The following is a 24,739-nucleotide window of genomic DNA, read 5'->3' as shown; positions in this document are numbered from 1 at the left end:
ACGGCACCTCCCTACCCCGTGGTCACTCAAGTGTGCGCTCCCGGGGCGATCTCCGACCAGATGGCCTCCGGCGGACGGGGCGCGATCCGGTCAGCCGGTGGTGTCCTGGCCGGGCTGCCGGCGCCACTTCTCCTGCACCACCACCTCGCGCACCCGCCAGCCGTCCTCCGTCCGCAGCAGCTCGAAGGCGTACCGGCCGCCGCACACGAAGTCAGGGGCCGTGGCGGGCCTCTCGTCGCCGGCCAGCCGCATCGGGTTCACATAGTCGGCCTGGACCCAAGCGGTGTCGCCCCGGTCCTGCTCCAGCACCCCGAAGCGCAGTCTGCGGTTGACGATCAGATGCTGACGCATCGAGAACAGCCGCATGCTCTCCTCGAGCCATGCGGCGACCTTTCCCACCTCTCCCTCGATCCCGCCGGCCGAGCGGTAGTCCGCCCGTCCGTCCGGAGTGAACAACTCCCGGTAGGCCGCCCAGTCGCCGTCGTCGACGGCGACTGCGTAGTCGGTGATCAGACCGTCGACGGCCAGACGGTCCATCACGGCGGCGAGCTCCACACGCTGCGTCATGGCCCGAGTGTTGGGCATCGCGGGCGTGCCGCCAAGGGCCGTGCGGGTATGTCCGGCCGATCAGTGCGGCAAACCGTCGAAAGACCCTCTGAACAGGAACCGGGCCGTGCGTGTCCATGACCGGCGTACCCATAGGGTGATCCTCATGTCTGCCACGTTGAGTTCCACGAGGACCCGCGCCGCGCTCCGCGCATCGGCGCGTATATCAGTCGAGTTGTTGCTGCTCCTCGTGGGGCTGGCGGTCGCGCTATGGCTGTTGGGGCAGATGTGGTCGGTCGTCTGGCCGCTCGTCGTCGGCCTGTTCATCACCACCCTGACCTGGCCCCCGACGCGCTTCCTGCGCCGGCACGGCTGGCCGCCGGCGCTCGCCGCGGCGTTGGTGACCGTGCTGTTCCTCCTGGTCGCCGCGGGCATCGTGGCGCTGATCGCGGTGCCGGTGGCCTCCCAGTCGGGGGAGTTGACCGACGGCGTGGTCGAAGGTCTCCAGAGAGTGCGCGAATGGGCCTCCGGGCCGCCGTTGAACATCGGCGACGACGAGATCACGAAGGCCCTCGACAGCGCGGTCGCCCGCGCCCAGGACGGCCTCGGGAGCATGGTCACCGCCGTCGTGTCGGGAGTGAGCACGGTGGTCAACGGCCTGGTCACCGCCGTCCTGGCCCTGTTCCTGATGTTCTTCTTCCTCAAGGACGGCCCGCGGTTCCTGCCGTGGCTCGCCCGTCAGCTGCCCGGCCGGTTCGCCGCGGACGTCCCGACGGTGGCCGCGCGCAGCTGGGACACGCTGGGCGCGTTCGTCCGGTCGCAGGCGCTCGTCGGTCTGCTCGACGCGGTGCTGATCGGCCTCGGCCTGTGGATCCTGGACGTGCCGCTGGTGCTTCCGCTGGCCGTGCTGACCTTCGTCTCCGCGTTCGTGCCGATCATCGGCGCGCTGTTCGCCGGGTTCGTCGCCGTCCTCATCGCGCTGGTCTCCAACGGCCCGACGGACGCGCTGATCGTGCTGGCCATCATCATCGTGGTGCAGCAGCTCGAGGGGAACGTCTTCCAGCCGATGATCCAGAGCCGGGGGCTCGGACTGCACGCGGCGGTCGTCCTGCTGGCGGTCACCCTCGGCGGCAACCTCGCCGGGATCGTCGGCAGCCTGCTCGCCGTACCGGTCGCGGCGGTACTCGCGGTGATCTGGAACTACGTCCGGGAGCAACTCAGCGACCCCCGGGAGGAGTCGGATGCGGACGCCGGGGCCGCGGTGCTGTCGTAGCGGTTCGCCGCGGCGGGCAGGGGCATGGGTGCGCGGGTATGACCCGCGCACCAAGTCGGCCACCTGGTAGACACGTTGAGCCGGTCGGTGGCGGGTGGTCGGGGGCGCCGTGAGCGGGGGGAGGGCCTCAGGCCGCCTTCACCACCTCACCGCGGATCGCCGCGGCCCATTCCACCACCAACAGCTCGTACTCCGCCCGCTCCTGGGCCGACAGTGTGGCGCCGGCGCGCAGCCACAGCGCCCGGATCTGCTCGTTCAACTCGGCAGCAGACCGCACGGAACCAAAGGCTGAAGAACTCGGGGACATGCGCAACAGCCTAGGGGCAAGCACTGACACTGCGCTACCGGACGGCTACGCAAACCCCGGGGACTTGGTCACGGCGGGCGTTCACCGCTCGGGCCGGGGTCCGGTCAGGGAGCCGCTTGCTTCCGGGCGCGGGTGAGGCGGGTGACGGTGACGCCGTTGGGGAAGGCGGTGCGTTCGGCGACGTCGAAGACGGTGGGGTCGAAGGCGGAGTCGATGACCGGGATTCCCGCACCGGCGACCACCGGGGAGCTCTTGAGCACCAGTTCGTCGATCTCGGGCGGGAGGGCGCCGGCGAGCCTGCCGCCGCCGCAGAGCCAGATGTCCGCGCCGGTGCCCTCTTCCCGCTTGAGCTGCCGGACGAGGGCGAGCGGATCGTCGACGACGGTGACGGCCGGGTCGGCATCATTCGCCATGCGGGCCGGCGATACGGCCGTCGAGCGTGACGGCGGCGTGGTACACGAGCTTTCGCCTCTCTGGTAACTCCATGCGTAGTACTCTCCTCGCAGTGGTCTGAAAGGCAGTACTACAACTGGAGTGGTGTCAATGGTGAGACGGAATGACGAGCGGCGCGCCGCCCTCGTCGACGCCGCGATCGAGGTGCTGGCCAGGGAAGGTGCCCGAGGTCTGACGTTCCGGGCGGTGGACGCCGAGGCTGCCGTGCCCGCCGGCACCGCGTCCAACTACTTCGCCAACCGCGACGACCTGCTCACCCAGGCGGGCGCCCGGGTCTACGAGCGGCTCCAGCCCGACGAGGCCACGATCGCCCGCCAGCAGGCCGCCGGCCGTGACCGGGAGACCTACGCGGAGCTGATGCGTGAACTGGTCGGCCGTATCGCCTCGTTCCGTACCGGCTACCTCGCGCTGCTCGAACTGCGCCTCGAGGCCACCCGGCGCCCCGAACTGCGCAAGGTCCTCACCGAGCGGGTCCGGGCCGACGTCGCTGCCAACGTCGCGTACCACGAGGCCTCGGGCCTGCCCGGGGACGCGATGGCCGTCAAGCTGCTCATCCTGACCCTGAACTGGCTGATCGTCGAACAGCTCACCCTGCCGGACGTCTTCACGGAGGCGGAGCGCGAGCAACTGGTGACGGCGGCGGTCGACCGGATCGTGGCGGCGGAGTAGTCGCCACGGTGTGCCCCGCGCCGCTCGGTCCGAGTCGGCGCGGGGTGCCGGCTGGAGGAGAGCTGCCGCCGCCGGGGCGGGATCAGCCCGCCGACTCCGCCGCGTGCGGGCTGAGGACGCCCGTCGCGACGAGGGCGATGATCACGATGCCGAGGATCACGCGGTAGTACACGAACGGCATGAACGACTTGGTGCTGATGAATTTCATGAACCACGCGATCACGGCATATCCGGTCACGAACGCGATCACCGTCGCGAACCCCGTCGGCCCCCAGGCCACATGGCCGCCCTCCATGGCGTCCTTCAGCTCGAAGACGCCGGAGGCCAGCACCGCCGGGATGGCGAGCAGGAAGGAGTAACGGGCCGCCGACTCGCGCTTGTAGCCCATGAACAGGCCGCCGCTGATCGTGGCGCCGGAGCGGGAGACGCCCGGGACGAGGGCGCAGGCCTGGCAGAAACCGAAGATCAGGCCGTCCTTGACGCTCAGGTTCTCGAGACTCTTGCGCTGCTTGGGCGCCCGGTGCCGGCCGCCGTTCTCGTCGCGGGCGGCCAGCCGGTCGGCGATGCCGATGACGATGCCGATGACCACGAGCATCGTCGCGGTGATCCGCAGGTCGCGGAACGGGCCCTCGATCTGGTCCTTGAGTGTGACGCCGAGCACACCGATCGGGATCGAGCCGACGATCACCAGCCAGCCCATCTGGGCGTCGTGGTCCTTGCGCATCGTCTTGTCGAAGAGCGACCGGGACCAGGCGGAGATGATCCGCCCGATGTCCTTGCGGAAATAGATCAGTACCGCGGCTTCCGTACCGATCTGCGTGATCGCCGTGAAGGCGGCTCCGGGGTCCTCCCAGCCCGAGAAGGCCGCGGTCAGCCGCAGATGCGCGCTGGAGGAGACGGGGAGGAACTCGGTCAGCCCCTGGACGAGTCCGAGGATGAGTGATTCGAACCAAGACATGAGGTTACGGAGTCCAAGTGCCGATCGGGGGAGGGCAGGCGAACACGGCGGGCCGCCGCGCGCGGTGATCAAGTGGGTGTGTTCGAAGGCAGCGTAGCGCCCCCGGGGGACAGCCCCGGCACAGGGGTTTCGAAGGGAGGTGGCACAGGGAGGTGCGCACGCCGGTGGAACAGGGGGTATGTGTTGACCGGCCATGGGGCCGCCGCTTACGTTGCTGCCGAGGGAAAGCGCTTGCTATTCGGTTACCGAGTGTGCCGCCGTCTCTCCCGCCATTTGGCTCGTTCGTCGGAGGAGTGCTGATCACGCCCATGTCCCCATCCCCTCCGCTCGCCGGGCGCCGGGTTCGCGCCGCCCTCATCGGCACCGGTGCCATCGCCCGCGGCTCCCACCTGCCCGCGCTCGCCCAGCTCGCGGCGGAGGGCGAGACCGAGGTCGTCGCGGCCGTCGACATCGATGCCGGCGCGGTCCAGGCCTTCTGCGCGGAGGGCGGGATTCCGCACGCCTACACCGACCTGGAGCGCATGCTCGCGGAGCAGCGCCCCGACCTGGTGACGATCTGCACCCCGCCGACCCTGCACCGCGAGCAGAGCGTGGCCGCGCTGCGTGCCGGTGCCTGGGTGTGGTGCGAGAAGCCGCCCGCGCCGACCCTCGCCGACTACGACGCCGTGGCCGCCGAAGAGGGGACCGAGAGCGGGCCGTACGCCTCGGTCGTCTTCCAGCACCGCTTCGGGTCCGGTTCCGATCATGTACGGCGGCTGCTCGCCGAGCGGGCGATGGGGCGGCCGCTCGTCGCGCACTGCCAGACGACCTGGTACCGCGACACCGCTTACTACGCCGTTCCCTGGCGCGGACGCTGGCAGACCGAGGGCGGCGGTCCCGCGATGGGCCACGGCATCCATCAGATGGACCTCCTGCTCGACCTGCTCGGACCGTGGAGCGAGGTGCGGGCCATGGCCGGCCGGCTCGTCCACGACGTCGAGACCGAGGACGTGTCCACCGCCCTGGTCCGGTTCGAGAACGGTGCCATGGCCACCATCGTGAACAGCGTCCTCAGCCCCGACGAGGTCAGCCGGATCCGCATCGACTGCGAGCAGGCCACGGTCGAGCTGACCCACCTCTACGGCCACAGCAACGCGAACTGGCAGATCACCCCGGCGCGGGACGTTCCCGCGGAACGGGCCGCAGCCTGGCAGGACTTCGGCGCTGACGTGCCCAGCTCGCACCTGGCCCAGCTGCGGGGGCTCGTCGCCGGCATGCGGGCGGGGGAGCGGCCGCGCAGCAGCGGCGCCGACGGGCGGACCAGCCTGGAACTGATCAGCGCCCTGTACAAGTCGGCGTTCACGGACGTGACGGTGAAGCGGGGCGAGATCGGGCCCGGTGACCCGTTCTACACGGCCCTGCACGGAGGCGCTCCGGGCTGGGCGCCCTCCGCCGCGCCCGCCGCCGCGCCCTCCGCCGAGTCCGCCGTCGAGTCCACTGGCGTGTCCGTCGGCAGCCGGGAGGTGTCGGCATGACCGGGCTGCGTCTTGTCCACGCCCACGGCGACCGCATCACCGTGACCGACCCGGACAGCGGCGTCGAACTGCTCGCGTACGTCTACCGGCCCGAGGCCGCCTGGGAGGCGCCGAAGCCGTACATCCACCCGCTGCGCACCCTCGCGGGCGATGTCGTCACCGACTACCGGCCCAACGACCACCGCTGGCACAAGGGGCTGTCCCTGACCGCCTCCCACCTCTCGGGCGCGAACCTGTGGGGCGGCAACAGCTATGTCCACGGCGAGGGATATCTCGAACTCCCGGAGCGCGTCGGCTCGATGGCGCACGTCGGCTTCGACGAGGTCACGGCCGACGGCGACCGCGTCGTCGTCGCCGAACGGCTGACCTGGCATCCGCACGGCGGGGAGCTGTGGGCCGAGGAGCGGCGCCGGATCGAGGTGCACGACGTGGACCGGGCCGCCGGTTCCTGGGCGCTGACCTGGTCCAGCGCGATCACCAACCGCCGGGAGGAGCCGCTGCGGTTCGGCAGTCCGACCACCGCCGGGCGCGAGATGGCCGGCTATACGGGCCTGTTCTGGCGCGGCCCGCGCGCCTTCCGCGACGGCCTGATCATCGGCCCCGAGGGAGAGGGCCCCGGCCTGATGGGGACGCAGGGCCCCTGGCTCGCGCTGTCCGGCGAGCACGACGGCACCGACGGTCACGCCACGGTCGTCTTCGCGCACGCCCCCGAGAACGATCACTCCGGCGATGCGGGGGCCCACCCCGCGCACTGGTTCGTCCGCAACGAGCCCTTCGCCGGCATCGCCCCGTCCTGGGCCTTCCACGACGAACTGGAGCTGGCCCCCGGCGACACCCTCACCCGCCGCTACCGGGTGGTCGTCGCGGACGGTGCCTGGGAGCGGAAGGAGATCGGCGACTACCTGGCGGCGCATCCGTGGTGAGTGGGTGCGGGCGCGTGCGGCGGTGAGGTGCGGGCTGCGAGGGCGTCGGCGGCCGAAGCGGCTCCTCCGCGGTCCCAGCGCTGCCGCGCCGCGGCGCTCGGCTCCGTCGGCCATGTGGACCGCGTGGCGGGTCAGCGCACCTGGACCAGGCTTGGCTCGCGGAGGGGCCGATCCGGACCGAATGCCTATGCGGCCGCGGGGCCCGTCACCGTCCAGCCCGGGGTCTGGGGGTGGGCGGAGAGGTCCTCGTGGTGCACCGGGGCGCCGCAGGCCGCGCAGGTGACCACGGGGAGCATCTCGTTGCCGCAGATGTGCTCGACGACCATGGGGCGGTCGTCGTCCGGGCGGAGGTGGCGGTCGCCCCACGCCATGAGGGTCAGCAGAACCGGCTCCAGTTCGAGCCCCGCCTGTGTGGGCCGGTACTCGAACCGCTGCGGGCGCTCGCTGTAGACGCGCTTGGTGAGGATCCCCGCGTCCACGAGCCGCCGCAGGCGGGTGGCCAGGATGTCGCGCGGGGCGCCGATGTTGCGCACGAGCTGGTCGAAACGGCCGTTGCCCAGGCACACCTCCCGCAGGACGAGCAGGGAGTACTTCTCGCCGACGAGAGCCAGGGAGTCGGCGATGGAGCAGGGACGCGGGTCTTTGGTGGAGGCGGCCATGACGGTCAGTCTAGAGGAGGGTTTGAATTTCCAACTCGCGGGGTTATGGTGAGTTCGGATTTCCTACTCACCGGTAATCGCCGCGCCCGGCGGACAGTCACCGCCCGGCGGCCAAGGAGGCCCGCACATGCGTGACGCAGTCATCGTCGAAGCCGTACGCACCCCGATCGGCAAGGGCAAGCCGAACGGCTCCCTCGCGCACATCCACCCCGTCGAACTCCTCGCCCACACCCTGCGCACCCTCGTCGAGCGCTCCGGCGTCGACCCGGCGCTCATCGACGACGTCATCGGCGGCACCGTCGACCAGGTCGGCGAGCAGGCCATGAACACCACCCGCTACGCCGCCCTCTCGGCGGGCTTCCCGGAGGCGGTGCCCGCGACCACGGTCGACCGGCAGTGCGGCTCCTCCCAGCAGGCGGTGCACTTCGCGGCGCAGGGCGTCATGTCCGGCGCCTACGACCTCGTCGTGGCCTGCGGCGTGGAGTCGATGAGCCGCGTGCCGATGTGGTCCAACGTGCCGCCCGGCAAGGACCCCTTCGGCCCCGGCGTCGCCGAGCGCTACCCCGAAGGCCTGGTCCCGCAGGGCATCAGCGCCGAACTGATCTCCGCGAAGTGGTCGATCACGCGCGAGCAGATGGACTCCTTCGCCGTCTCCTCGCACCGCAAGGCGGCCGAGGCCTGGCAGAAGGGTCTCTTCGACGCCGAGGTCGCGCCCCTCGACGGAGTCTCGCGCGACGAGTGCGTCCGCCCGGACAGCACCCTGGACGTGCTGGCAGGGCTCCGGCCCGCCTACCACGACCCCGCCTTCGCGGAGCGCTTCCCGCAGATCGAGTGGAACGTCACCGCGGGCAACGCCAGCCCGGTCAACGACGGCGCCTCGGCCGTGCTGATCACCTCCGGCGAGACCGCCGCCCGGCTCGGCCTGCGCCCGCTCGCCCGCCTGCACAGCTTCGCCGTCACCGGCTCCGACCCGCTGCTGATGCTCACCGGCGTCATCCCGGCCACCGAGAAGGTGCTGCGCCGAGCGGATCTGCGCCTGGCGGACATCGACCTGTTCGAGGTCAACGAGGCCTTCTCCAGCGTCGTACTCTCCTGGGCGCAGGAGACCGGCGCCGACCTCGGCAAGGTCAACGTGCACGGCGGGGCGATCGCGCTCGGCCACCCACTGGGCGCGAGCGGCACACGGCTGACGACGACCCTGGTCCACGCCATGCGCGAACGCGGCGCCCGCTACGCCCTCCAGACGATGTGTGAGGCGGGCGGTCTCGCCAACGCGATGATCCTGGAAGGCGTCTGACGCATGGCGGGCCTCCGCGGAGGCGTCTGACGCATGGCGGGCCTCCGCGGAGGCGTCTGACGCATGGCGGGCCTCTCCGAAGGCGTCCGGCGCACGGCAGGCCTCCGCGGAGGCGTCCGACCCCCGGCACGTCTCCCAGGAGGCGTCAGCGGCGGCGCAGGTGGTGGCGTTTGCGCCAGGCCACCACCGCGCCCACCGCCGCGGGCAGGCCGATGGCCGCCATCGACACGAGGAAGAGCGGCGAGGTCGGGGACGAGGCGGACGCCCCGGCGACGACGTACGCGGCCGTGTTCGGGATCGAACCGAGCGCGGTCGCGGCCAGGAACGGCAGCCAGCCCATGCGCGAGACGGCGGCACAGTAGTTCGCCGCCCAGAACGGCACACCCGGGAACAGCCTGGCCGCCAGCATCGACCGCAGCCCGTGCCGGCTCAACTGGCCGTCCGCCGCCTGCAGAAGCCGCCCCCGCAGCAGGGGCCGCAGCGCGTCCTGGCCCAGGATCCGGCCGAGCCCGAAGGCCAGCCCGGCACCCAGCACCGTGCCGGCCAGTGCCGCGCCGATGCCCAGCTGGGAGCCGAACAGCGCTCCCGCGGCCAGGTTCAGCAACGGCCGCGGCACGAACGCCACCGTGCACAACCCGTACGCCACCGCGAACACCGATGCCGCGGCCGCGCCGCCCAGGTGGGGTGGCCAGCCGTCCGAGAGCAGCCGCTGCGGTTCGAAGGCCAGCACGCTCGACGCGGCCGCCGCGAGCAGCGCGACCAGCAGCGAGAACCGCGCCCACGGCGAGAGCAGCGCTCTCGTGCAGCGTGCGGCGAACCCCGTCGACGCCGACGCCGGTGCGACGACGGGCAGAGGGGCCGGTGACAGGGGGGCGAGCGGTACGGGGACGACCAGCTCAGTGGCGGTGGCCCGGGGAGAGGCCGTGGCGGTGCCCCCAGAGCGGGTGTGGGCATCGAGCATCCGGCGACACTAACCGAAGGACATGTGTGATCGCCGTATGGTTCGTCTCATGACCGTGACCGGAGGGGACACGGCGGAGGTACCGCCGAGCGCTCTCGCCGACACCGTCCTGGAGCGGCTGACCGCCGTGTACGCCGCCGCGGCCGATCCCGCCAGGGCGGCGACCATGCGCGCGTACATGAAGGACGTGGCCCCCTTCCTGGGCATCCCCACGCCCGAGCGGCGGGCCCTGTCCCGTTCCGTTCTCGCCGGTCTGCCCCGCCCCGACGAGGGCGACTGCACGGCGATCGGCCTGCGCTGCTGGGCGCTGCCGGAGCGCGAGTACCACTACTTCGCCGTGGACCACCTGCGCCGGTACGCCGGACGCTGCTCCTCCGCGTTCCTGCCCGTCGCCCGCCGGCTCGTCACCACGGTCTCCTGGTGGGACACCGTCGACCTGCTCGCCGTCCACGTCGTCGGCCCCCTCGTCGCCGCCGACCCGCGCCTCACCGCGGAGATGGACGCCTGGATCACCGACGACGACCTGTGGGTCGCCCGCACCGCCCTGCTCCACCAGCTCGGTTACAAGGACCGCACCGACGCCGACCGTCTCTTCGGCTACTGCCTGCGCCAGTCCGGCCACCCCGACTTCTTCGTCCGCAAGGCGATCGGCTGGTCCCTGCGCGAGTACGCCAAGACCGACCCCGACGCCGTCCGCGCCTTCCTGGCCCGCGAACGGGGACGCTTCGCCCCGCTGACCGTGCGCGAGGCGCTGAAGAACATCGGGGCGTAGCCCGGCCCGCCCGCCTGGGAAAACCGTTCGACACCGGTTCCACCGTCGGCGAGTATCGACCCATGTTCCGGTACGCCTTCCTCCTCGCAGCGTCCGCAGTCGCGGATGCGCCGAAGGCTGCCGTTCCCGTTCTCGTGGCCGCTGCCGACGGCGCCCGAAGCTGACCCTCTCCGGATCGAGCGGCGGACCCCGCAGGGGGAGGGTCGGCGAGTTCCTCGGGGTCCCCGTCCCGGCCGGCGCGTCCGTCGCCGCCGGGGCCGTCACACAGCACCCTCCGAGAGGCTCCGAGGTATCGCCATGCCCAAGACGGCTTACGTGCGCACGAAACCGCACCTGAACATCGGCACCATGGGTCACGTCGACCACGGCAAGACCACACTCACCGCCGCCATCACCAAGGTCCTCGCCGAGCGCGGGGCCGGCACCTTCGTGCCGTTCGACCGCATCGACCGCGCCCCCGAGGAGGCGGCGCGCGGCATCACCATCAACATCGCACACGTCGAGTACGAGACCGACACCCGGCACTACGCGCACGTCGACATGCCGGGGCACGCCGACTACATCAAGAACATGGTGACCGGCGCCGCGCAGCTCGACGGTGCCATCCTCGTCGTCTCCGCGCTCGACGGGATCATGCCGCAGACCGCCGAACACGTCCTCCTCGCCCGTCAGGTGGGCGTCGACCACATCGTCGTCGCCCTCAACAAGGCCGACGCGGGCGACGAGGAGCTGATCGACCTCGTCGAACTGGAGGTCCGCGACCTGCTCACCGCGCACGGCTACGGCGGTGACTCCGCGCCCGTCGTACGGGTCTCGGGGCTCAAGGCGCTGGAGGGCGACCCGCGCTGGGCGGCGTCGATCGACGCGTTGCTCGACGCGGTGGACACCTACGTGCCGATGCCCGAGCGGTATGTGGACGCGCCGTTCCTGCTGCCCGTGGAGAACGTGCTCACCATCACCGGGCGCGGCACGGTCGTCACCGGTGCCGTGGAGCGCGGCACGGTGCGGGTCGGCGACCGCGTCGACGTGCTCGGCGCGGGCGTCGAGTCGGTGGTGACCGGCCTGGAGACCTTCGGCAAGCCCATGGAGGAGGCACAGGCCGGGGACAACGTGGCGCTGCTCCTGCGGGGCGTGCCGCGGGACGCCGTACGGCGCGGGCACGTGGTGGCCGCGCCGGAGAGCGTGGTGCCCAGCCGGCGCTTCACGGCGCGGGTGTATGTGCTGTCGACGCGGGAGGGCGGGCGCTCGACGCCCGTCTCCACGGGGTACCGGCCGCAGTTCTACATCCGTACGGCGGACGTGGTCGGGGACGTCGACCTCGGTGAGGTCGCGGTCGCGCGGCCCGGCGACACGGTCAGCATGACCGTCGAGCTGGGACGCGAGGTGCCCCTGGAGCCCGGCCTCGGCTTCGCCGTCCGCGAGGGCGGCCGCACCGTGGCGGCGGGAACCGTGACCGCCGTGGAGTGACAGCGACCGGCCACGCGCGCGTGGGGGACCGCGGGCAGCTGCACCGGCTCGCCGACGACCACCACCACCGGCCGCGCGCGTGGGGGACCGCGGGACCGGTGCGGGGGACCGGTCCCGCGGTGCCTGGCGCGCGGGCGGTGCCGCGCGCTCTGCGGGTCCGGCGTGCGTGCGGCTCTCGCGTCCGGGTGGTGTCGCGGGTTCTGGCGGGTGCGGTGTCCGTGCCGGTCCGGCGCCCCTCCGAGCCGGGCGATCCAGCGGCGCATCGCATTGCTGCGGGGCCGAGCCCCCTGCGGCGGGAGCGGGTGACGCCCCCGGTGCCTCCACTCCCGTCGGCAGCACCCCTGTCTGCATACGGGCCGGAGCCCGTGCGGGCCCGAGCCCCGCCGGGCCCGCAGGCACAATGTCAGGGTGAACGACCCGATACCCGTCACCCGAGCCGTCGACCACGGCACCGCCAAGTTGATGCCCGACGTCGACCGGGAGCGGGCCTGGCTGCTGACGGTCGACGGGGCGCCGCAGTCGTACGTCGACCTGGACGAGCCCACGCACCTGGAGTTCGAGTACGCCCGGCGGCTCGGGCACGTCCTGGACACCGTGGCCGAGGACGGCCGGCCGCTGGACGTGCTGCACCTCGGCGGCGGGGCGTTCACCCTGCCCCGGTACCTGGCCGCGACCCGGCCGGGCTCCCGGCAGGACGTCGTGGAGGCCGACCGGGGCCTGCTGGAGCTCGTGGCGCAGCACCTGCCGGTTCCGGCCGGCACCGGCATCACCCTGCACGCGGCCGACGCGCGGGCCTGGCTGGAGAAGGCCCCGACCGCCTCCGCCGACGTCCTCGTGGCCGACGTCTTCGGCGGCTCCCGCGTCCCCGCCCACCTCACGACCCTGTCCTACGCCCGCGAGGCCGGACGGGTCCTGCGCGCGGACGGCGTCTACCTCGCGAACCTCGCGGACGCCGCCCCGTTCGCCTTCCTGCGCTCCCAACTCGCCACTTTCGCCGAGGTGTTCGCGTATCTCGCGGTCATCGCCGAACCGGCGGTCCTGCGCGGCCGCCGCTTCGGCAACGCCGTCCTCGTCGCCGCCCACCACCCCCTCGACGTGGCGCCCCTGGCCCGCCGCACAGCATCCGACGCCTTCCCCGCCCGCGTCGAACACGGCCCGCCCCTGCGCGAGTTCACCGGCGACGCCCGCCCGGTGACCGACGAGAAGGCGGTTCCGTCACCCGTGCCGCCGACCGGGGCGTTCGGGATCGGGTGAGTCGACCCTCACCCGGGGGTGCCGCAGCCCCCGTCCGGCTCCGTCGCGGCTGGGGTGGGGGACAGCCTCGTGGGGGTTCCGGCGGGGTCAGTGATCGCCCGGTGTCCGGCCACCGGCTTCGTGCGGCGGGTCAGGTTGCGTACGTCCGGTACGCACAGGACAGCCGCCGTCACCACGACGACCAGGACGGCACAGCCCCACAGGGACGCCGTGCGGCCGAAGAAGGACTCGGAAGGACCGGCGAGAGCCATGGCCAGAGGGACCAGGGCGACCGAGCCGAACCAGTCGTAGGCCGAGACGCGGGAGAGCTTGTCCTCCGGGATCTCCTGGTGGAGGGCGGTCATCCAGGACACGCCGAACACCTCCAGGGTGACGCCGGTCAGGAACATCACCGTGCACAGCACGCCGACCGGCACCGGCACGGCGAGGGCGGCCGAGGGCAGGGCCAGCGGGAACACGCAGAGGGTGCCGACGAAGAGCAGGCGGCGCGGTTTCCAGCGGGTCATCAGCAGCGCGCCGGCCACCGTGCCCGCGCCGAAGAAGCCGAGGGCGAGGCCCCAGGGGCCCGCCCCGCCCAGGTGGTCCCGGGCGACGAGAGGGCCGTAGACCGCGTCGGCGGCTCCGACGACGGCGTTCGCGATCGAGAACTGGAGCACGATGCCCCACAGCCACGGGCGGCCGCTGAACTCCCGCCACCCCTCGCGCAGATCGGCGAGCAGGCCGCCGCCCTGCTCGCGTGGCGGGATGTGCCCCACGTCGAGGAACGCCCGCAGCGACCCGGCGACGGCGAAGGCGGCGGCGTCCGCCGCGAGGACCCAGCCCGGCCCGATCACCGCGACCATGGCGCCGCCGAGGGCCGCGCCACCGACGCCCGCTCCCTGCATCGCCATCCGGAACACCGCGAACGCCCGGCCGACCTGCTCGCCCTGCACCGAGGACATCAGCATGCCCTCGGCGGCGGGACTGAAGAACGCCTGGCCGGTGCCGCCGAGCGCGGTCAGCAGCATCATCTGCCACAGCCGCGGCTCGCCGGTCAGGACGAGCGCGGCGAACGCGGCCTGCGACAGGCAGTTGAGGGCGTTGGCCGCGACCATCACCCGGTGCCGCGGCAGCCGGTCGGCGATCGCGCCGCCGATCAGCAGGAACAGCACCAGCGGCAGCGTGCGGGCCGCCGCCACCAGACCGACGTCGCCGCCGTCGCCGCCGGCTTCGAGGACGGCGAACGCGGCGGCGATGAGGGCCCCGTGGCTGCCGAGGCTCGTGACGAACGCGGCAGCCGTCAGCAGGCTGTAGTTGCGGCCGGCCCAGGAGGGTCTGCGCAGGCGGGGGCGGGGGTCGGCGGCTGAGGTCACCGGCCGACTATCCCCGCCCGGCCACCGATCTGCCAAACCGATTGTCGGGCTTGTCGGTGCGCCGGGCGTGCGGGAGGCGGGGTCTCAGCCCCCGGTCGGCTCCCCGTGCAGCCGCACGGTTGCGAGGATCTGCATGATGGTCGCCTTGGGCAGTTCGTCCTGAACGCCCTTGGCGCCGTACAGGTTCCACGACACATAGTCGTTGTTGGAGTTCTTGAACCCGAAGGTGATCGCCTTGCCGTCGCTGTCGCACTTGCCCTTCTGGGGCGTGTTCGTGGACTGCGCCCACGCGTAGCTGCCCGTGATCCCCGAGGCCGTGGTGAAGGGGGTGGCCTTCTTGTCGGTGGCGACGCTCTTGCGGTCCGGCTCGGTGTAGCCGCCGAACACCCACCAGGCGGGCGTGTTGAGGGCGATCTCGTCGGTGCTCTTGGCCCCTTCGGCACCCTTGCTGCCGACCATGGCCAGCGCGGTGTCGTCGGTCTTGCCGTCCTTGTCGTCGTCGGACGTGCACCACTTCGACTTGTACTCGGCCGTACCCGACTGAATGATCGAGTCGTAGCCGTCGGGCTGCTCCTTGTCCTCCCACTCGAAGCCCTGGCTCAGGCCCGGCGACTGGACCTCCCAGTCCGCGGGCACGTCGAAGGCGATGCCCCACTTGGGGTTCACGACGACCTTCCAGCCCGCGACGGTCGGCTTCTCGGTCTCGGTGCCGCGCGGATTGTCGCCGCTGCCCGACGACGCGGAGGCCGAGTCGCTCGGCTCGGCGGACACCGACGGGCTCGCACTGGCCTTGCCCTTGGCCTCCGTCTTCTCGTCGTCGTCGCCGCCCAGCACCAGGAATCCGGTGACCCCGGCGGCCACGACGACGGCCGCGGCCGCCACGATGGCGATCACCTTCGTCCGGTTGCCGCCGCCACCGCCGGGCTGCGGGGTCCCCGGGACCCCCGGCGTGCCCCACTGGGGCGTCTGCGGGTAGGGGTTGGGCTGCTGCTGGAAACCGGGTTGCTGATACGGATTCGGCTGCTGGTATCCCGGCTGCTGGTACGGATTGTTCTGCGCCTGCGGGTTCTGCTCTCCCCCGGGCGGCTGCTGTCCTGGCCACATGGCCAGAAACCCTAGTGCCGTCCATGACACGAACAGGTCACCGCCCCTCGTCAGTGCCGTACCGAATCGGCCGCCGCGCTCCCTGTCCGACGAAGACCGGCCTGTCCGGCCCCCTGGCCAGCGGACACTACTCATGGGTAACATCCCGGCATGAGCGCAGACCAGATGTCCATCGGCGAGATGCTCGCCGCCACCGTGCCCATGGCCCGGACCCTGAACCTCGAGTTTCTCGAGACCGGGCCGGAGAAGGCCGTGGTGGCTCTGCCGGATCAGGGGGCGTTCCACAACCACGTGGGCGGGCCGCACGCCGGGGCGATGTTCACGCTCGGCGAGTCCGCGAGCGGGGCGATCGTGCTCGCCGCGTTCGGAGACCAACTGTCGAGGGCCGTGCCGCTCGCCGTCCGTGCCGAAATCGGTTACCGCAAGCTCGCGATGGGAGCCGTCACCGCGACGGCGACCCTGGGGCGCCCGGCCGCCGAGGTCGTCGCCGAACTCGACGCGGGGGAGCGGCCCGAGTTCCCGGTCGCGATCGAGATCCGCCGCGCGGACGGGGCCGTGACGGGCGAGATGACGGTCGTGTGGACCCTGCGGCCCAACGGCTGAGCGGACGGGTCTCGGGGGAGGGCCCTCGGCGCGGTTACGGCCGCTCCGGGCCCCTCGCTTCGAGGCCGACGGGCGCCGACGGGCGCGGACGGGCGTTGACCGGCGGCGATGGACGGTGGCCGCAACCGCAACCGCAACCGCAACCGCAACCGCAACCGCAACGGCAACCGCAACGGCAACTGCTACCGACACCCCGCCGCGTCAACGGCACGCCCGCGTACCGCTCCGCCTGCCGCCCGGTGCTCGCGTACCGCGGTGCCGCTGACGCCGTGTCCTCGGCCCGCCCCGCGCTCGCCTTGCCCGGCGCCGGTGGCCCCCCGCCCTCAGGCCGCCGACCGCTCGCGTCCTGTCGCCCCGGTCTGCTCCAGCCCTGCCACGAACTCCTTGAGCCAGGTCACGAACTCGGGGCCCAGGTCGGCCCGGTCGCAGGCCAGTCGGACCACCGTGCGCAGGTAGTCGGCCTTGTCGCCGGTGTCGTAGCGGCGGCCGGAGAAGACGACGCCGTGCACCGTGCCGACCGCGGCCAGTTCCTGGAGGGCGTCCGTGAGCTGGATCTCGCCGCCGCGGCCCGGCGCCGTGCGCTCCAGGACGTCGAAGACGGCGGGGTCGAGGACGTACCGCCCGATGACCGCGTACCGGCTCGGCGCGTCCTCGGGCGCGGGCTTCTCGACCAGTCCCGTGACCCGTACGACGCCGTCCTCCCCGGTCGGCTCGACGGCCGCACAACCATAGAGGTGTACCTGCGCCGGCGGGACCTCCATCAGGGCGACCACGCTGCCGGCGTACCGGTCGCGGACCTCCAGCATGCGGCTGAGCAGGGCGTCGCGCGGGTCGATGAGGTCGTCGCCGAGGAGAACGGCGAAGGGCTGGTCGCCCACGTGGTTGCGGGCGCACAGCACCGCGTGACCGAGGCCGAGCGGGTCGCCCTGGCGGATGTGGTGGATGTCCGCGAGCCGGGCCGGGTCGCGCACCGCGTCCAGCCGCACGGTGTCGCCCTTGGCCGCGAGGGCCTGTTCCAGTTCGAAGGCGTGGTCGAAGTGGTCCTCGATGGCCCGCTTGTGCCGGCCGGTGACCATCAGCACGTCGTCCAGACCGGCCGCGGCGGCCTCCTCGACGACGTACTGGATGGCCGGCTTGTCGACGACCGGGAGCATCTCCTTCGGCGTCGCCTTCGTCGCGGGCAGGAAGCGGGTGCCGAGCCCGGCCGCCGGGACCACCGCCTTGCGGACGGCGGGGGCGGACGAGGGAGGGGAGGAAGGGTGGGGGGCGTTCATGGCGATCATGCTGGACCACGGGGTTGGGAGTTTCCCGAGAGGCACATCTGAGACGCCTGTGGGCGGGGGCCGGGCGGGAAGGTCCGGCGGGAAGGTCCGGGCGGAACTTGGAGATTCCGTGTGGCATCCGGCTTTCCCCGCACACAAGTTGGCGCAGCCACCGCGGAGAATTTCGAATGGAGGTACGGATACCGGCGGTAACTAATCTGGAGCGCGCGCACTTTGAACATCGGTCACTCGAACTCCTTGTTTCCTGTGAGGCGCGTGTGCGAAGGTGAGCCTCCCCCGGGCCGGTCGATCAGGACAACGCACCTGGTCAGACCAAAAGTACGCACCAATCAGGCACCTGCTTTCCGACGGACGCGTATTCGTGTGCCGTTCGCCGAATCGGAAGGAACCGGTTCCGTGCAGTCCCCGAACCCCCCACGCCCGCCCTACCCGCCCCGTCCCGGATGGACCCCCGGCAATTCCGACCGCGACCTCGCCGCCCGGCTGGGCACGACGAGCGGTCACCGCCGCGCCGTCGCCCTGCTCCTCGCCCGGCACTGGCGCGCGGCCCACGACTACGCCACCGTCTGCCTGGCCGACACAGGAGAGGCTGCGCCGCTGGTCACCGCCGCCGCCTTCCACGAGGTGTTCGGACGCCTGGCCGGGGGACACCCCGGCGGCGCGCTGAGGCCCCAACTCCTCGTCGCCGTACGCGACATGGTCCGCGCATGGGCCGGCGCGGACGGAGTCGTCGCCGTCCTGCCGGAGTTGCGCAAAACCGTCGGAGGCCGCGGACTGCGCGCCGCCCGGCCCGTCACCGCCGAAAGGCGGCGACTCGCCGAACGCGCTTTCCAGAACTTGCCCGCCGCTTCCCAATGCCTTCTGTGGCATACGGAGGTGGAAGCCGAACCCCTCTCCATACCCGCCCTTCTGCTGGGCGTGGACACCATCACCGCCACAGCCGGTCTGGAACAGGCGCGGGAACAATTCCGGGCCGGTTGTGTAAGCGCCCACCGGGAACTCGCCCCGTCGAGCGAATGCCGTTTCTACAGCCGCCTTCTCGATGTTCCCCTGCGCCGCGGCGGAACCCTGCTGCCCGATGTCCGTGACCATCTCGCGCAGTGCCGTCACTGCCGGCACGCCGCCGAACAGCTCAGTCATTTCGACGGCGGACTGGACGTACTGCTCACCGAGACCGTCCTCGGCTGGGGCGCCCGCCGCTATCTCGACTCCCGCCCCGGACGCGCCACTTCCGCACAGGCGACGGCGGCCGTCCGGCCGACCGCGGCCCGCCCGCCCGGCGGCAGCGGCCGGCACCGCACGAACTCGGCAGGCCTGCTCGCCCTGCCGGGCCACCGCTCCCGGACCGTTCTGCTGGGCGTCGGCCTGACCTCCCTCGCCCTGCTCGCGACCGTCCTGGTGACCCGCGGCTGGTCCGATGACAACGCTGTCCCCGGTTCCGGCACCACCTGGGGCGCGCCCGTCGGCGGCACCGGCGCCACGGACACCCGCACGGGTCCGGGCGCCCAGGACGACCCCGCGTCCCCCCGTCCCTCCTCGGCCGCCGCCACCGCCGTGAACCCCGCCGAGGTCGCCCACGGCCGGCTGCGCGCCACGGCCGGCGGGCTCTGCCTCGACACCGACGGCGGCCGGGCCGAGGCCGGGGCGGCCGCCGTCCTCGCGGCCTGCTCCTCGGCGGCCTCCCAGCAGTGGTCGTACCAGGACGACGGACTGCTGCGCAGCGCCGCCGCCCCGGCCCTCTGCCTGGCCGCCGACCCCGGACGGGGGACGGTGGCCCTGGCCGGGTGCCTGGTGCATTCCGGAAACGTCTTCTTCGACCTGACCGTCCGCGGGGAGCTGCTGCTGCGCGGCGGCGGCGAGGGCCTCGTGGTCGCGCCCGGCGCCGGCCGGTCGCGGACCGACGTCACCGTCACGGAGCGGGACGGGACGGCGGTCCAGCGGTGGGCGTTCGACATGACGCCGGCTGCCGAGCGGGGTACGGGGGGACCGCCCGGGCCCCCGGACGAGGAGCGGCTGTCGCAGCCTCCGCGGTCGAACGGCAGCGCCACCGCTCCCGCCCCCGAGGAGTCCGCGCCTCCCGCGGAACCCGCGCCCGGCCCCGAGTACGAGAAACGGTTCGTTGAGGTCGACTGCTGCGAGGAGGAGCCCGAGCCCGTGGTCCCGGTCGTCCCCTCTCTCCCCGGCCCGGTGGAGGTGGTGGCCGAGGCGCTCGGCGGCGTCGACCAGGGCGCGGACGCCGTCGTCACGGGTGTGACCGCGGCGCTCGGCGGCTGAACGGGCCGCGCGTCCCCTGCGACAACGACGCGCAACCGTTTACGACACCGACGCGCAACCGTTTACGGCAACGACGCGCAACCGTTTACGGCAACGACGCGCAACCGCTGACGGCAACGACGCGCAACCGCTGACGACTAGGACGTGCAGACGTTCCGCAGTTCGTCGGAGGCCCGGTCGATCTTGCTGGAGTCGGGGCTGTGGCCGTCGAGGATGTCCTTGTCGTACTCCTCGATCGCCTCGTTGAGGTCCCTGACCGCCTGGTCGACCTTGCCGTCGTCCGACTTGTCGTCGATCTTGTCGAGGTTCTTCTCGATGGTGTCGATGGACTCGTCGGTCTTCGTGGGGTCCTCGATCGCGTCGATGCCGGCCCGGTGGATGGCCGCGATGCTGTCGCTGATGGTGTCCGCGTTCGACAAGCAGTTCCAGGAGTCGTCGAACTCGCAGCCGGTGAGGAGGCCGGCGGACAGCGCGACGGCTGCCGCTGCGGCGGCGATGGAGGCGGTACGGCGTCCGCGCCGGCGGTTGACGGCCATGGAGGTGTCCCTTCGGGAACAGTGAGCAACAAGTGGTTTCTTCACCCACCACGATCCGCTCACCGGCCCGCCGGAACGAGGGACCACACCCCCGGGTCCAGGGTGGAGCGAGCTACACCGCAGGGCGCCGCAGAGCGCGGATCGGGCGCCTCGGCCGACCCGGTAGGCTTCCCGGCGTGCGCCCGTTCCCGGCGCGCGCCGGGAAGCAGGACTCGACCGGGAGGAACCGGCGGTGCACGTCCAGGAATGGCTCGAGGCCGTACCCCCAGTCGCCATCTACGCGCTGGTGGGCCTGGTCATCGTACTGGAGAGCCTGGGCATCCCGCTGCCGGGCGAGATCATCCTCGTCTCCTCGGCGCTGCTCGCCTCGCAGCACGGTGACATCAACCCCATCATCCTGGGCACCTGCGCCGTCGCGGGCGCGGTGATCGGCGACTCCATCGGCTATGCCATCGGCCGCAAGGGCGGCCGTCCGATGCTGGCCTGGCTGGGCAAGAAGTTCCCCCGGCATTTCAGCGAGGGGCACATCGCCACGGCGGAGCGGTCCTTCGAGAAGTGGGGCGTGTGGGCCGTTTTCTTCGGCCGTTTCATCGCCTTGCTGCGGATCTTCGCCGGGCCGCTCGCGGGCGTCCTGCACATGCCGTACTGGAAGTTCTTCATCGCGAACCTGTTCGGCGGCATCGTCTGGGCGGGCGGGACGACGGCCGTCATCTACTACGTGGGCGTCGTCGCGGAGTCCTGGCTGAAGAGGTTCTCCTGGCTGGGCCTGGTGGTGGCCGTACTCATCGGCCTCACCTCGATGATCGTGCTGAAGCGCAAGGCGAAGAGTGCCGCACAGAAGACGGAGGCCGAGCCCGGGGCCGAGCCGGTGGCAGTGGCGGCTGCCGAGTAGGTCACAGCCGCACGCCACCCTCGCGGTACCGCCCTACTCGTGGATCTCACCGTGGGCCTTGGCCAGGTCGGCGTACAGCGTGCCGTTCAGCGTGACGCCCTGACGCTCCTCCTCCGTCAGCTCCCGCCTGATCTTCGCCGGCACCCCGGCGACGAGAGAACCCGGCGGCACCTCCATCCCCTGCGGCACCAGTGCCTGGGCGGCGACCAGCGAACCGGCCCCGATCACCGCGCCGTTGAGCACGGTCGCCCCCATCCCGATCAGACAGTCGTCGCCGACGCTCGCCCCGTGGACGACCGCGTTGTGCCCGACGGAGACCCGCTCGCCGATGGTCACGGGGAAGCCGGGGTCGGCGTGCAGCGTGCAGTTGTCCTGGATGTTGCTCTGCGCCCCGACGGAGATCCGCTCGACGTCACCGCGCAGCACGGCGCCGTACCAGACGCTCGCGCCCGCGGCCAGCGTCACGTCACCGATGACGGAGGACGTCGGCGCCACGAACGCCTCCTCGTCGACCTTCGGTTCCCTGCCGCCGATGCCCACGATCAGCGCCTTGTGCGTCATCACCGTCTCCTCGCGTCCGTCGTTCCCCCGCACCGTACGCCACCCGGTGGGGTGAAGATCACAGGCCCGTGGCGTCCTGGCGTCAGCGCGCGCTGAGTACGGTGAGCGGGTGCCGAAGCGCAAGAACACGTTCTCATCCTGGCGGCGCCGCCTCGCCCAGCGGGCCGTCCACGCGGGCTGGGCCTGGGTGCAGCGCACCGGTTCCGTCACCGCCGAGCACCCCGGCGGCCTCAGCTTCGGCTCGATCGGCTCCGGCACCCGGCTCGCGTTCCCGCTCGGCACGGTGTTCGGCGAGCCCTGGATCCACCTCGGCTCGCACTGCATCGTGGGCGAGCAGGTCACGCTGACGGCCGGTCTGATGCCGGACCTCGACCTCGGCCCGGACCCGATCCTGCGGATGGGGGACGGCGTCGTCCTGGGCCGCGGCAGCCATGTCATCGCCGACACGACGGTCACCATCGGCAGCGACTGCTACTTCGGGCCGTACGTCTACGTCACCTCCACCAACCATTCCTACGACGATCCGCACCAGCCCATCGGCAGGCAGTGGCCGCGGATGGAGCCGGTGGAGATCGGCTCCGGCTGCTGGATCGGCACCGGTGCGGTGATCCTGCCGGGGGCGCGGGTCGGGCGGAACGTCGTCGTCGCGGCCGGCGCGGTGGTGCGCGGCACGGTGCCCGACCACGCCGTGGTGGCGGGGGCGCCCGCCCGGGTCGTACGGCGGTGGACTCCCGGGGACGGCTGGCAGCCGCCGCTGCGGACCCCGGCCCCGGTACCGATCCCCGACGGGGTCACCTCCGACCAACTGGTCGCCCTGTCGGGCCTGGACGAGGAGTCGGCGGCGAGGCTGGCGGAACTGGAACCTGAGCGGTGACCTGAGCGGCGTGACCTGACCCGCCCTATCCCGTCGCCAGCAGCAAGGTCCCCACCAGCGCCAGCCCCGCCCCCGCCGCCTGGATCGCGCGCAGGCGTTCCCGCAGGAAGCCGCGGGCGGCCAGGGAGGTCACCACCGGGTAGAGCGAGGCCAGTACGGCGGCCACGGTGACCGGGCCGTGCTGGGCGGCGATCGCGTAGGTGCCGTTCGCGGCGACATCGGCGAGGCCGACGAAGGCGTACGCGGGGAGCGCGTTCCACGGCAGTCCGCCTTCGGGGAGTGCGGGGGCGCCCCGGCGCACGGTGGCGTACAGGGCGGCGCCGCCCGTGAGCACATTGGTGACGCGCTGCACGAACAGGGCCAGGAAGAGACCGGTGACCGTGGTCGACGCCTCCGTGATCAGGACGAACACCGTGCCGAAGCCGAGGGCCGCGACCAGGGTGAGGAGGACGGCCCGGCGCTGTACGGCCGCGCCCCGCAGCTGTGGGCCGCCCGCGAGGACGACCCCGACGACCGCGACCGCGATGCCCGCGGCCTGTGTCCACCCCGGGCGTTCGCCGAGGAAGAGTCCCACGGAGACCGGGACGGCCACGCTGAGCGTGGCGAGCGGGGAGACGACGCCCATCGGGCCGAGCGCCAGCGCCTTGTAGAAGGACAGCAGGGCGACCGGGCCCACCAGTCCGGCCGCGACCGCGAACCACAGCCGTGGCCCGGCCTCGCTCCAGCCGCCGGTGGCCACGACGACGGCGCCCAGCACCACGGCCGCGATGGACTGGGAGACCACGACCACGGTGAGCGCGGGGGCGCGGCGCGTGAGCAGCCCGCCGCCGAAGTCGGCCAGGCCCCACAGGAGGCTCGTGGCCAGGGCGAAGAGTGCTGTCACCGGGTCCTCGCAGTACAGTTCGGTGCACGATCGGGTGCACTAAACGGTAGTGCATGGAAATGGACCCTGTCATCCAAGATATTGGACTCCGGGCGTCGTCCGGAGCAGGCGGAATTGGACGGAACGTGTCGGACCTCGACCTGCTGACCCAGTCCCTGGCGCGCAACGTCAAGCGCTGGCGCACCGAGCGCGGCTTCACCCTCGACACCCTGGCGGCCCGCGCCGGAGTCAGCCGCGGCATGCTGATCCAGATCGAACAGGCCCGCACCAATCCCAGCATCGGCACCGTCGTCAAGATCGGCGACGCCCTCGGCATCAGCATCACCACCCTCCTCGACTACGAACAGGGCCCCAAGGTCCGCGTCGTCCCCGCCGACCAGGTGGTCCGGCTGTGGCACACCGACGCCGGCAGCTACAGCAGGCTTCTCGCCGGCGCGGAGGCGCCCGGCCCGCTGGAGATGTGGGACTGGCGACTGATGCCCGGCGAGAGCAGCGGCTCCGACCCGCACCCGGTCGGCACGGTCGAGATCGCCCACGTCACCGCCGGTGAACTGACCCTCACCGTCGAGGGCACCGAGTACCGCGTCCCGGCCGGCGCGAGCGTCACCTTCGAGGCCGACGCGGCCCACACCTACGGCAACCAGGGCGCGATCCCGACCGAGATGGTGCTCACCGTGTCGGTGCCGCCCGTGCACTGAGACACCCCGCCGACCGGCGCCGCGCGGCTGTTAGCGTGCGGCCATGGACGCACCCATCGGACACTTCGACACCGCCGGCCCCGCACCTGACTGCCTCGACGAACTGACCGCCCCGGTCGCCGACGCCGTACGCCATTGGAGCGGCAGCGTCCCCGCCGACCAGATCGTCTACGTCGACACCGACCCCCGGTGGGCCGACACGTCGGTCTTCGTCGAGCACTACGGGCGGGAGCTGCTGGAGCAGTCGGCGAACTGCGTGGTCGTCGCGGGCAAGCGCGGCGGCGAGACCACCCTCGCCGCGTGTGTCGTGCTCTCCACCACCCGCGTCGACGTCAACGGCGTGGTGCGCCGCCAACTCGGCGCCCGCAAGGCCTCGTTCGCCGCGATGGACACGGCGGTGGGGGAGACCGGCATGGAGTACGGCGGCATCACCCCCGTCGGACTTCCCGCCGCCTGGCCGGTGTTGGTGGACTCGGCCGTCGTCGACCTGCCGTACGTCCTGGTCGGCAGCGGGCGCCGGCGCGGCAAACTGCTGGTGCCCGGCAAGGCCTTCGCCGAACTGCCCGGCGCGGTCGTGCTGGACGGGCTGGGCGTCGCCGTCTGAGCCGCGCCGACTCCGCCCGCCC

The 24,739-nt window shown here is 72.2% G+C and carries 25 protein-coding genes and 1 pseudogene; 14 read left to right on the top strand and 12 right to left on the bottom strand.

The annotated features are described in order from the left end of the window. Positions 1 to 90 precede the first annotated feature (90 nt). Complete coding sequence (locus tag ACFWJX_RS35785; RefSeq protein ID WP_383250524.1) at positions 91 to 567, bottom strand: nuclear transport factor 2 family protein; 477 nt, start codon at positions 565 to 567, stop codon at positions 91 to 93. 145 nt (positions 568 to 712) lie between these two features. Between ACFWJX_RS35785 and ACFWJX_RS35780 the strand changes: the two genes are divergently transcribed. After that, positions 713 to 1,819: an AI-2E family transporter gene (locus tag ACFWJX_RS35780; RefSeq protein ID WP_383250522.1), complete on the top strand. Its 1,107-nt coding sequence runs from the start codon at positions 713 to 715 to the stop codon at positions 1,817 to 1,819. A 127-nt stretch (positions 1,820 to 1,946) separates the two neighbouring features. Here ACFWJX_RS35780 and ACFWJX_RS35775 read toward each other — a convergent pair whose 3' ends face one another. Both ACFWJX_RS35775 and ACFWJX_RS35770 read right to left on the bottom strand, forming a co-directional pair. Next, complete coding sequence (locus ACFWJX_RS35775) at positions 1,947 to 2,126, bottom strand: hypothetical protein (protein WP_383250520.1); 180 nt, start codon at positions 2,124 to 2,126, stop codon at positions 1,947 to 1,949. A gap of 104 nt (positions 2,127 to 2,230) precedes the next feature. Next, positions 2,231 to 2,530: pseudogene (locus tag ACFWJX_RS35770) on the bottom strand (dihydrofolate reductase); the annotation flags it as partial. Positions 2,531 to 2,669: 139 nt separating this feature from the next. Here ACFWJX_RS35770 and ACFWJX_RS35765 point away from each other — a divergent pair. After that, positions 2,670 to 3,248, top strand: a complete 579-nt coding sequence (locus ACFWJX_RS35765) for a TetR/AcrR family transcriptional regulator (protein WP_383250518.1) — start codon at positions 2,670 to 2,672, stop codon at positions 3,246 to 3,248. Positions 3,249 to 3,330: 82 nt separating this feature from the next. Here the strand turns inward: ACFWJX_RS35765 and ACFWJX_RS35760 are convergent, their stop codons facing one another. Continuing rightward, positions 3,331 to 4,206 (bottom strand): undecaprenyl-diphosphate phosphatase, encoded by an 876-nt coding sequence (locus ACFWJX_RS35760; RefSeq protein WP_383250516.1) that lies wholly within the window; start codon positions 4,204 to 4,206, stop codon positions 3,331 to 3,333. 308 nt (positions 4,207 to 4,514) lie between these two features. Between ACFWJX_RS35760 and ACFWJX_RS35755 the strand changes: the two genes are divergently transcribed. Continuing rightward, a complete protein-coding gene (locus tag ACFWJX_RS35755) occupies positions 4,515 to 5,720 on the top strand; it encodes a Gfo/Idh/MocA family protein (protein ID WP_383250514.1) in 1,206 nt (401 codons plus the stop codon). Next, on the top strand, positions 5,717 to 6,643 hold the full coding sequence (locus ACFWJX_RS35750; protein ID WP_383250512.1) for a PmoA family protein: 927 nt from the start codon (positions 5,717 to 5,719) through the stop codon (positions 6,641 to 6,643). Before ACFWJX_RS35755 ends, ACFWJX_RS35750 begins: the two co-directional genes overlap by 4 nt. Before the next feature lie 185 nt (positions 6,644 to 6,828). Here the strand turns inward: ACFWJX_RS35750 and ACFWJX_RS35745 are convergent, their stop codons facing one another. After that, complete coding sequence (locus ACFWJX_RS35745; protein WP_383250510.1) at positions 6,829 to 7,302, bottom strand: winged helix-turn-helix transcriptional regulator; 474 nt, start codon at positions 7,300 to 7,302, stop codon at positions 6,829 to 6,831. Positions 7,303 to 7,429: 127 nt separating this feature from the next. On the opposite strand from ACFWJX_RS35745, the gene ACFWJX_RS35740 reads away from it, so the two are divergent. Continuing rightward, positions 7,430 to 8,599 carry a thiolase family protein gene (locus ACFWJX_RS35740; protein ID WP_383250509.1) on the top strand — a complete coding sequence of 390 codons (1,170 nt, stop codon included), beginning with the start codon at positions 7,430 to 7,432 and terminating at the stop codon, positions 8,597 to 8,599. Positions 8,600 to 8,744: 145 nt separating this feature from the next. Here ACFWJX_RS35740 and ACFWJX_RS35735 read toward each other — a convergent pair whose 3' ends face one another. Continuing rightward, positions 8,745 to 9,560 carry a TVP38/TMEM64 family protein gene (locus ACFWJX_RS35735; protein ID WP_383250507.1) on the bottom strand — a complete coding sequence of 272 codons (816 nt, stop codon included), beginning with the start codon at positions 9,558 to 9,560 and terminating at the stop codon, positions 8,745 to 8,747. A 49-nt stretch (positions 9,561 to 9,609) separates the two neighbouring features. On the opposite strand from ACFWJX_RS35735, the gene ACFWJX_RS35730 reads away from it, so the two are divergent. The 3 genes from ACFWJX_RS35730 (at position 9,610) to ACFWJX_RS35720 (ending at position 13,053) form a co-directional block, all read left to right on the top strand. Beyond that, positions 9,610 to 10,332, top strand: coding sequence for a DNA alkylation repair protein (locus ACFWJX_RS35730; RefSeq protein ID WP_383250505.1), 723 nt, complete (start codon positions 9,610 to 9,612; stop codon positions 10,330 to 10,332). Between the two features lie 297 nt (positions 10,333 to 10,629). After that, positions 10,630 to 11,799 carry an elongation factor Tu gene (tuf, locus tag ACFWJX_RS35725; protein WP_383250503.1) on the top strand — a complete coding sequence of 390 codons (1,170 nt, stop codon included), beginning with the start codon at positions 10,630 to 10,632 and terminating at the stop codon, positions 11,797 to 11,799. Between the two features lie 408 nt (positions 11,800 to 12,207). Continuing rightward, a complete protein-coding gene (locus ACFWJX_RS35720; protein ID WP_383250501.1) occupies positions 12,208 to 13,053 on the top strand; it encodes a spermidine synthase in 846 nt (281 codons plus the stop codon). Positions 13,054 to 13,061: 8 nt separating this feature from the next. Here the strand turns inward: ACFWJX_RS35720 and ACFWJX_RS35715 are convergent, their stop codons facing one another. Together ACFWJX_RS35715 and ACFWJX_RS35710 are read right to left on the bottom strand one after the other, a co-directional pair. After that, entirely contained in the window at positions 13,062 to 14,405 is a 1,344-nt protein-coding gene (locus tag ACFWJX_RS35715) for an MFS transporter (RefSeq protein WP_383250500.1), read from the bottom strand. 84 nt (positions 14,406 to 14,489) lie between these two features. Continuing rightward, a complete protein-coding gene (locus tag ACFWJX_RS35710) occupies positions 14,490 to 15,509 on the bottom strand; it encodes a hypothetical protein (RefSeq protein ID WP_383250498.1) in 1,020 nt (339 codons plus the stop codon). A 165-nt stretch (positions 15,510 to 15,674) separates the two neighbouring features. Here ACFWJX_RS35710 and ACFWJX_RS35705 point away from each other — a divergent pair, with 165 nt between their 5' ends. Next, positions 15,675 to 16,112, top strand: coding sequence for a DUF4442 domain-containing protein (locus ACFWJX_RS35705; RefSeq protein ID WP_383250612.1), 438 nt, complete (start codon positions 15,675 to 15,677; stop codon positions 16,110 to 16,112). Between the two features lie 323 nt (positions 16,113 to 16,435). Here the strand turns inward: ACFWJX_RS35705 and galU are convergent, their stop codons facing one another. Then, positions 16,436 to 17,386 (bottom strand): UTP--glucose-1-phosphate uridylyltransferase GalU, encoded by a 951-nt coding sequence (gene galU / locus ACFWJX_RS35700; RefSeq protein ID WP_383250496.1) that lies wholly within the window; start codon positions 17,384 to 17,386, stop codon positions 16,436 to 16,438. 405 nt (positions 17,387 to 17,791) lie between these two features. Between galU and ACFWJX_RS35695 the strand changes: the two genes are divergently transcribed. Continuing rightward, a complete protein-coding gene (locus ACFWJX_RS35695) occupies positions 17,792 to 19,669 on the top strand; it encodes a ricin-type beta-trefoil lectin domain protein (RefSeq protein WP_383250494.1) in 1,878 nt (625 codons plus the stop codon). 137 nt (positions 19,670 to 19,806) lie between these two features. Here the strand turns inward: ACFWJX_RS35695 and ACFWJX_RS35690 are convergent, their stop codons facing one another. Then, positions 19,807 to 20,205 (bottom strand): hypothetical protein, encoded by a 399-nt coding sequence (locus ACFWJX_RS35690; protein WP_383250492.1) that lies wholly within the window; start codon positions 20,203 to 20,205, stop codon positions 19,807 to 19,809. Positions 20,206 to 20,437: 232 nt separating this feature from the next. Between ACFWJX_RS35690 and ACFWJX_RS35685 the strand changes: the two genes are divergently transcribed. Beyond that, positions 20,438 to 21,097, top strand: coding sequence for a DedA family protein (locus ACFWJX_RS35685; RefSeq protein WP_383250490.1), 660 nt, complete (start codon positions 20,438 to 20,440; stop codon positions 21,095 to 21,097). Positions 21,098 to 21,130: 33 nt separating this feature from the next. On the opposite strand, the gene ACFWJX_RS35680 is transcribed toward ACFWJX_RS35685, so the two are convergent. Further along, positions 21,131 to 21,658, bottom strand: a complete 528-nt coding sequence (locus tag ACFWJX_RS35680) for a gamma carbonic anhydrase family protein (protein ID WP_383250488.1) — start codon at positions 21,656 to 21,658, stop codon at positions 21,131 to 21,133. 109 nt (positions 21,659 to 21,767) lie between these two features. Here ACFWJX_RS35680 and ACFWJX_RS35675 point away from each other — a divergent pair, with 109 nt between their 5' ends. Beyond that, positions 21,768 to 22,532 (top strand): acyltransferase, encoded by a 765-nt coding sequence (locus tag ACFWJX_RS35675; RefSeq protein WP_383250486.1) that lies wholly within the window; start codon positions 21,768 to 21,770, stop codon positions 22,530 to 22,532. A gap of 25 nt (positions 22,533 to 22,557) precedes the next feature. On the opposite strand, the gene ACFWJX_RS35670 is transcribed toward ACFWJX_RS35675, so the two are convergent. Next, positions 22,558 to 23,415 (bottom strand): EamA family transporter, encoded by an 858-nt coding sequence (locus ACFWJX_RS35670; RefSeq protein ID WP_383250484.1) that lies wholly within the window; start codon positions 23,413 to 23,415, stop codon positions 22,558 to 22,560. A 125-nt stretch (positions 23,416 to 23,540) separates the two neighbouring features. On the opposite strand from ACFWJX_RS35670, the gene ACFWJX_RS35665 reads away from it, so the two are divergent. After that, positions 23,541 to 24,113: a helix-turn-helix domain-containing protein gene (locus ACFWJX_RS35665; RefSeq protein WP_383250483.1), complete on the top strand. Its 573-nt coding sequence runs from the start codon at positions 23,541 to 23,543 to the stop codon at positions 24,111 to 24,113. Positions 24,114 to 24,156: 43 nt separating this feature from the next. Then, positions 24,157 to 24,717, top strand: coding sequence for a YbaK/EbsC family protein (locus ACFWJX_RS35660; protein WP_383250482.1), 561 nt, complete (start codon positions 24,157 to 24,159; stop codon positions 24,715 to 24,717). The last annotated feature ends 22 nt before the right edge of the window (positions 24,718 to 24,739 follow it).

Origin of the sequence: Streptomyces sp. NPDC058335 (genome assembly GCF_042723915.1) — a bacterium.
Classification (GTDB): domain Bacteria; phylum Actinomycetota; class Actinomycetes; order Streptomycetales; family Streptomycetaceae; genus Streptomyces.
The sequence above is the reverse complement of the archived record's forward strand: the minus strand, read 5'-3'. Positions and strand labels throughout refer to the sequence as shown.

Coding starts and splice junctions, on each gene's coding strand:
- ACFWJX_RS35780 (WP_383250522.1), top strand. CDS start 713: ATGTCTGCCACGTTGAGTTCCACGAGGACCCGCGCCGCGCTCCGCGCA.
- ACFWJX_RS35690 (WP_383250492.1), bottom strand. CDS start 20,205: ATGGCCGTCAACCGCCGGCGCGGACGCCGTACCGCCTCCATCGCCGCC.
- ACFWJX_RS35660 (WP_383250482.1), top strand. CDS start 24,157: ATGGACGCACCCATCGGACACTTCGACACCGCCGGCCCCGCACCTGAC.
- ACFWJX_RS35775 (WP_383250520.1), bottom strand. CDS start 2,126: ATGTCCCCGAGTTCTTCAGCCTTTGGTTCCGTGCGGTCTGCTGCCGAG.
- galU (WP_383250496.1), bottom strand. CDS start 17,386: ATGAACGCCCCCCACCCTTCCTCCCCTCCCTCGTCCGCCCCCGCCGTC.
- ACFWJX_RS35735 (WP_383250507.1), bottom strand. CDS start 9,560: ATGCTCGATGCCCACACCCGCTCTGGGGGCACCGCCACGGCCTCTCCC.
- ACFWJX_RS35785 (WP_383250524.1), bottom strand. CDS start 567: ATGACGCAGCGTGTGGAGCTCGCCGCCGTGATGGACCGTCTGGCCGTC.
- ACFWJX_RS35710 (WP_383250498.1), bottom strand. CDS start 15,509: ATGTGGCCAGGACAGCAGCCGCCCGGGGGAGAGCAGAACCCGCAGGCG.
- ACFWJX_RS35765 (WP_383250518.1), top strand. CDS start 2,670: ATGGTGAGACGGAATGACGAGCGGCGCGCCGCCCTCGTCGACGCCGCG.
- ACFWJX_RS35750 (WP_383250512.1), top strand. CDS start 5,717: ATGACCGGGCTGCGTCTTGTCCACGCCCACGGCGACCGCATCACCGTG.
- ACFWJX_RS35760 (WP_383250516.1), bottom strand. CDS start 4,206: ATGTCTTGGTTCGAATCACTCATCCTCGGACTCGTCCAGGGGCTGACC.
- ACFWJX_RS35730 (WP_383250505.1), top strand. CDS start 9,610: ATGACCGTGACCGGAGGGGACACGGCGGAGGTACCGCCGAGCGCTCTC.
- ACFWJX_RS35705 (WP_383250612.1), top strand. CDS start 15,675: ATGTCCATCGGCGAGATGCTCGCCGCCACCGTGCCCATGGCCCGGACC.
- ACFWJX_RS35755 (WP_383250514.1), top strand. CDS start 4,515: ATGTCCCCATCCCCTCCGCTCGCCGGGCGCCGGGTTCGCGCCGCCCTC.
- ACFWJX_RS35680 (WP_383250488.1), bottom strand. CDS start 21,658: ATGACGCACAAGGCGCTGATCGTGGGCATCGGCGGCAGGGAACCGAAG.
- tuf (WP_383250503.1), top strand. CDS start 10,630: ATGCCCAAGACGGCTTACGTGCGCACGAAACCGCACCTGAACATCGGC.
- ACFWJX_RS35745 (WP_383250510.1), bottom strand. CDS start 7,302: ATGGCCGCCTCCACCAAAGACCCGCGTCCCTGCTCCATCGCCGACTCC.
- ACFWJX_RS35740 (WP_383250509.1), top strand. CDS start 7,430: ATGCGTGACGCAGTCATCGTCGAAGCCGTACGCACCCCGATCGGCAAG.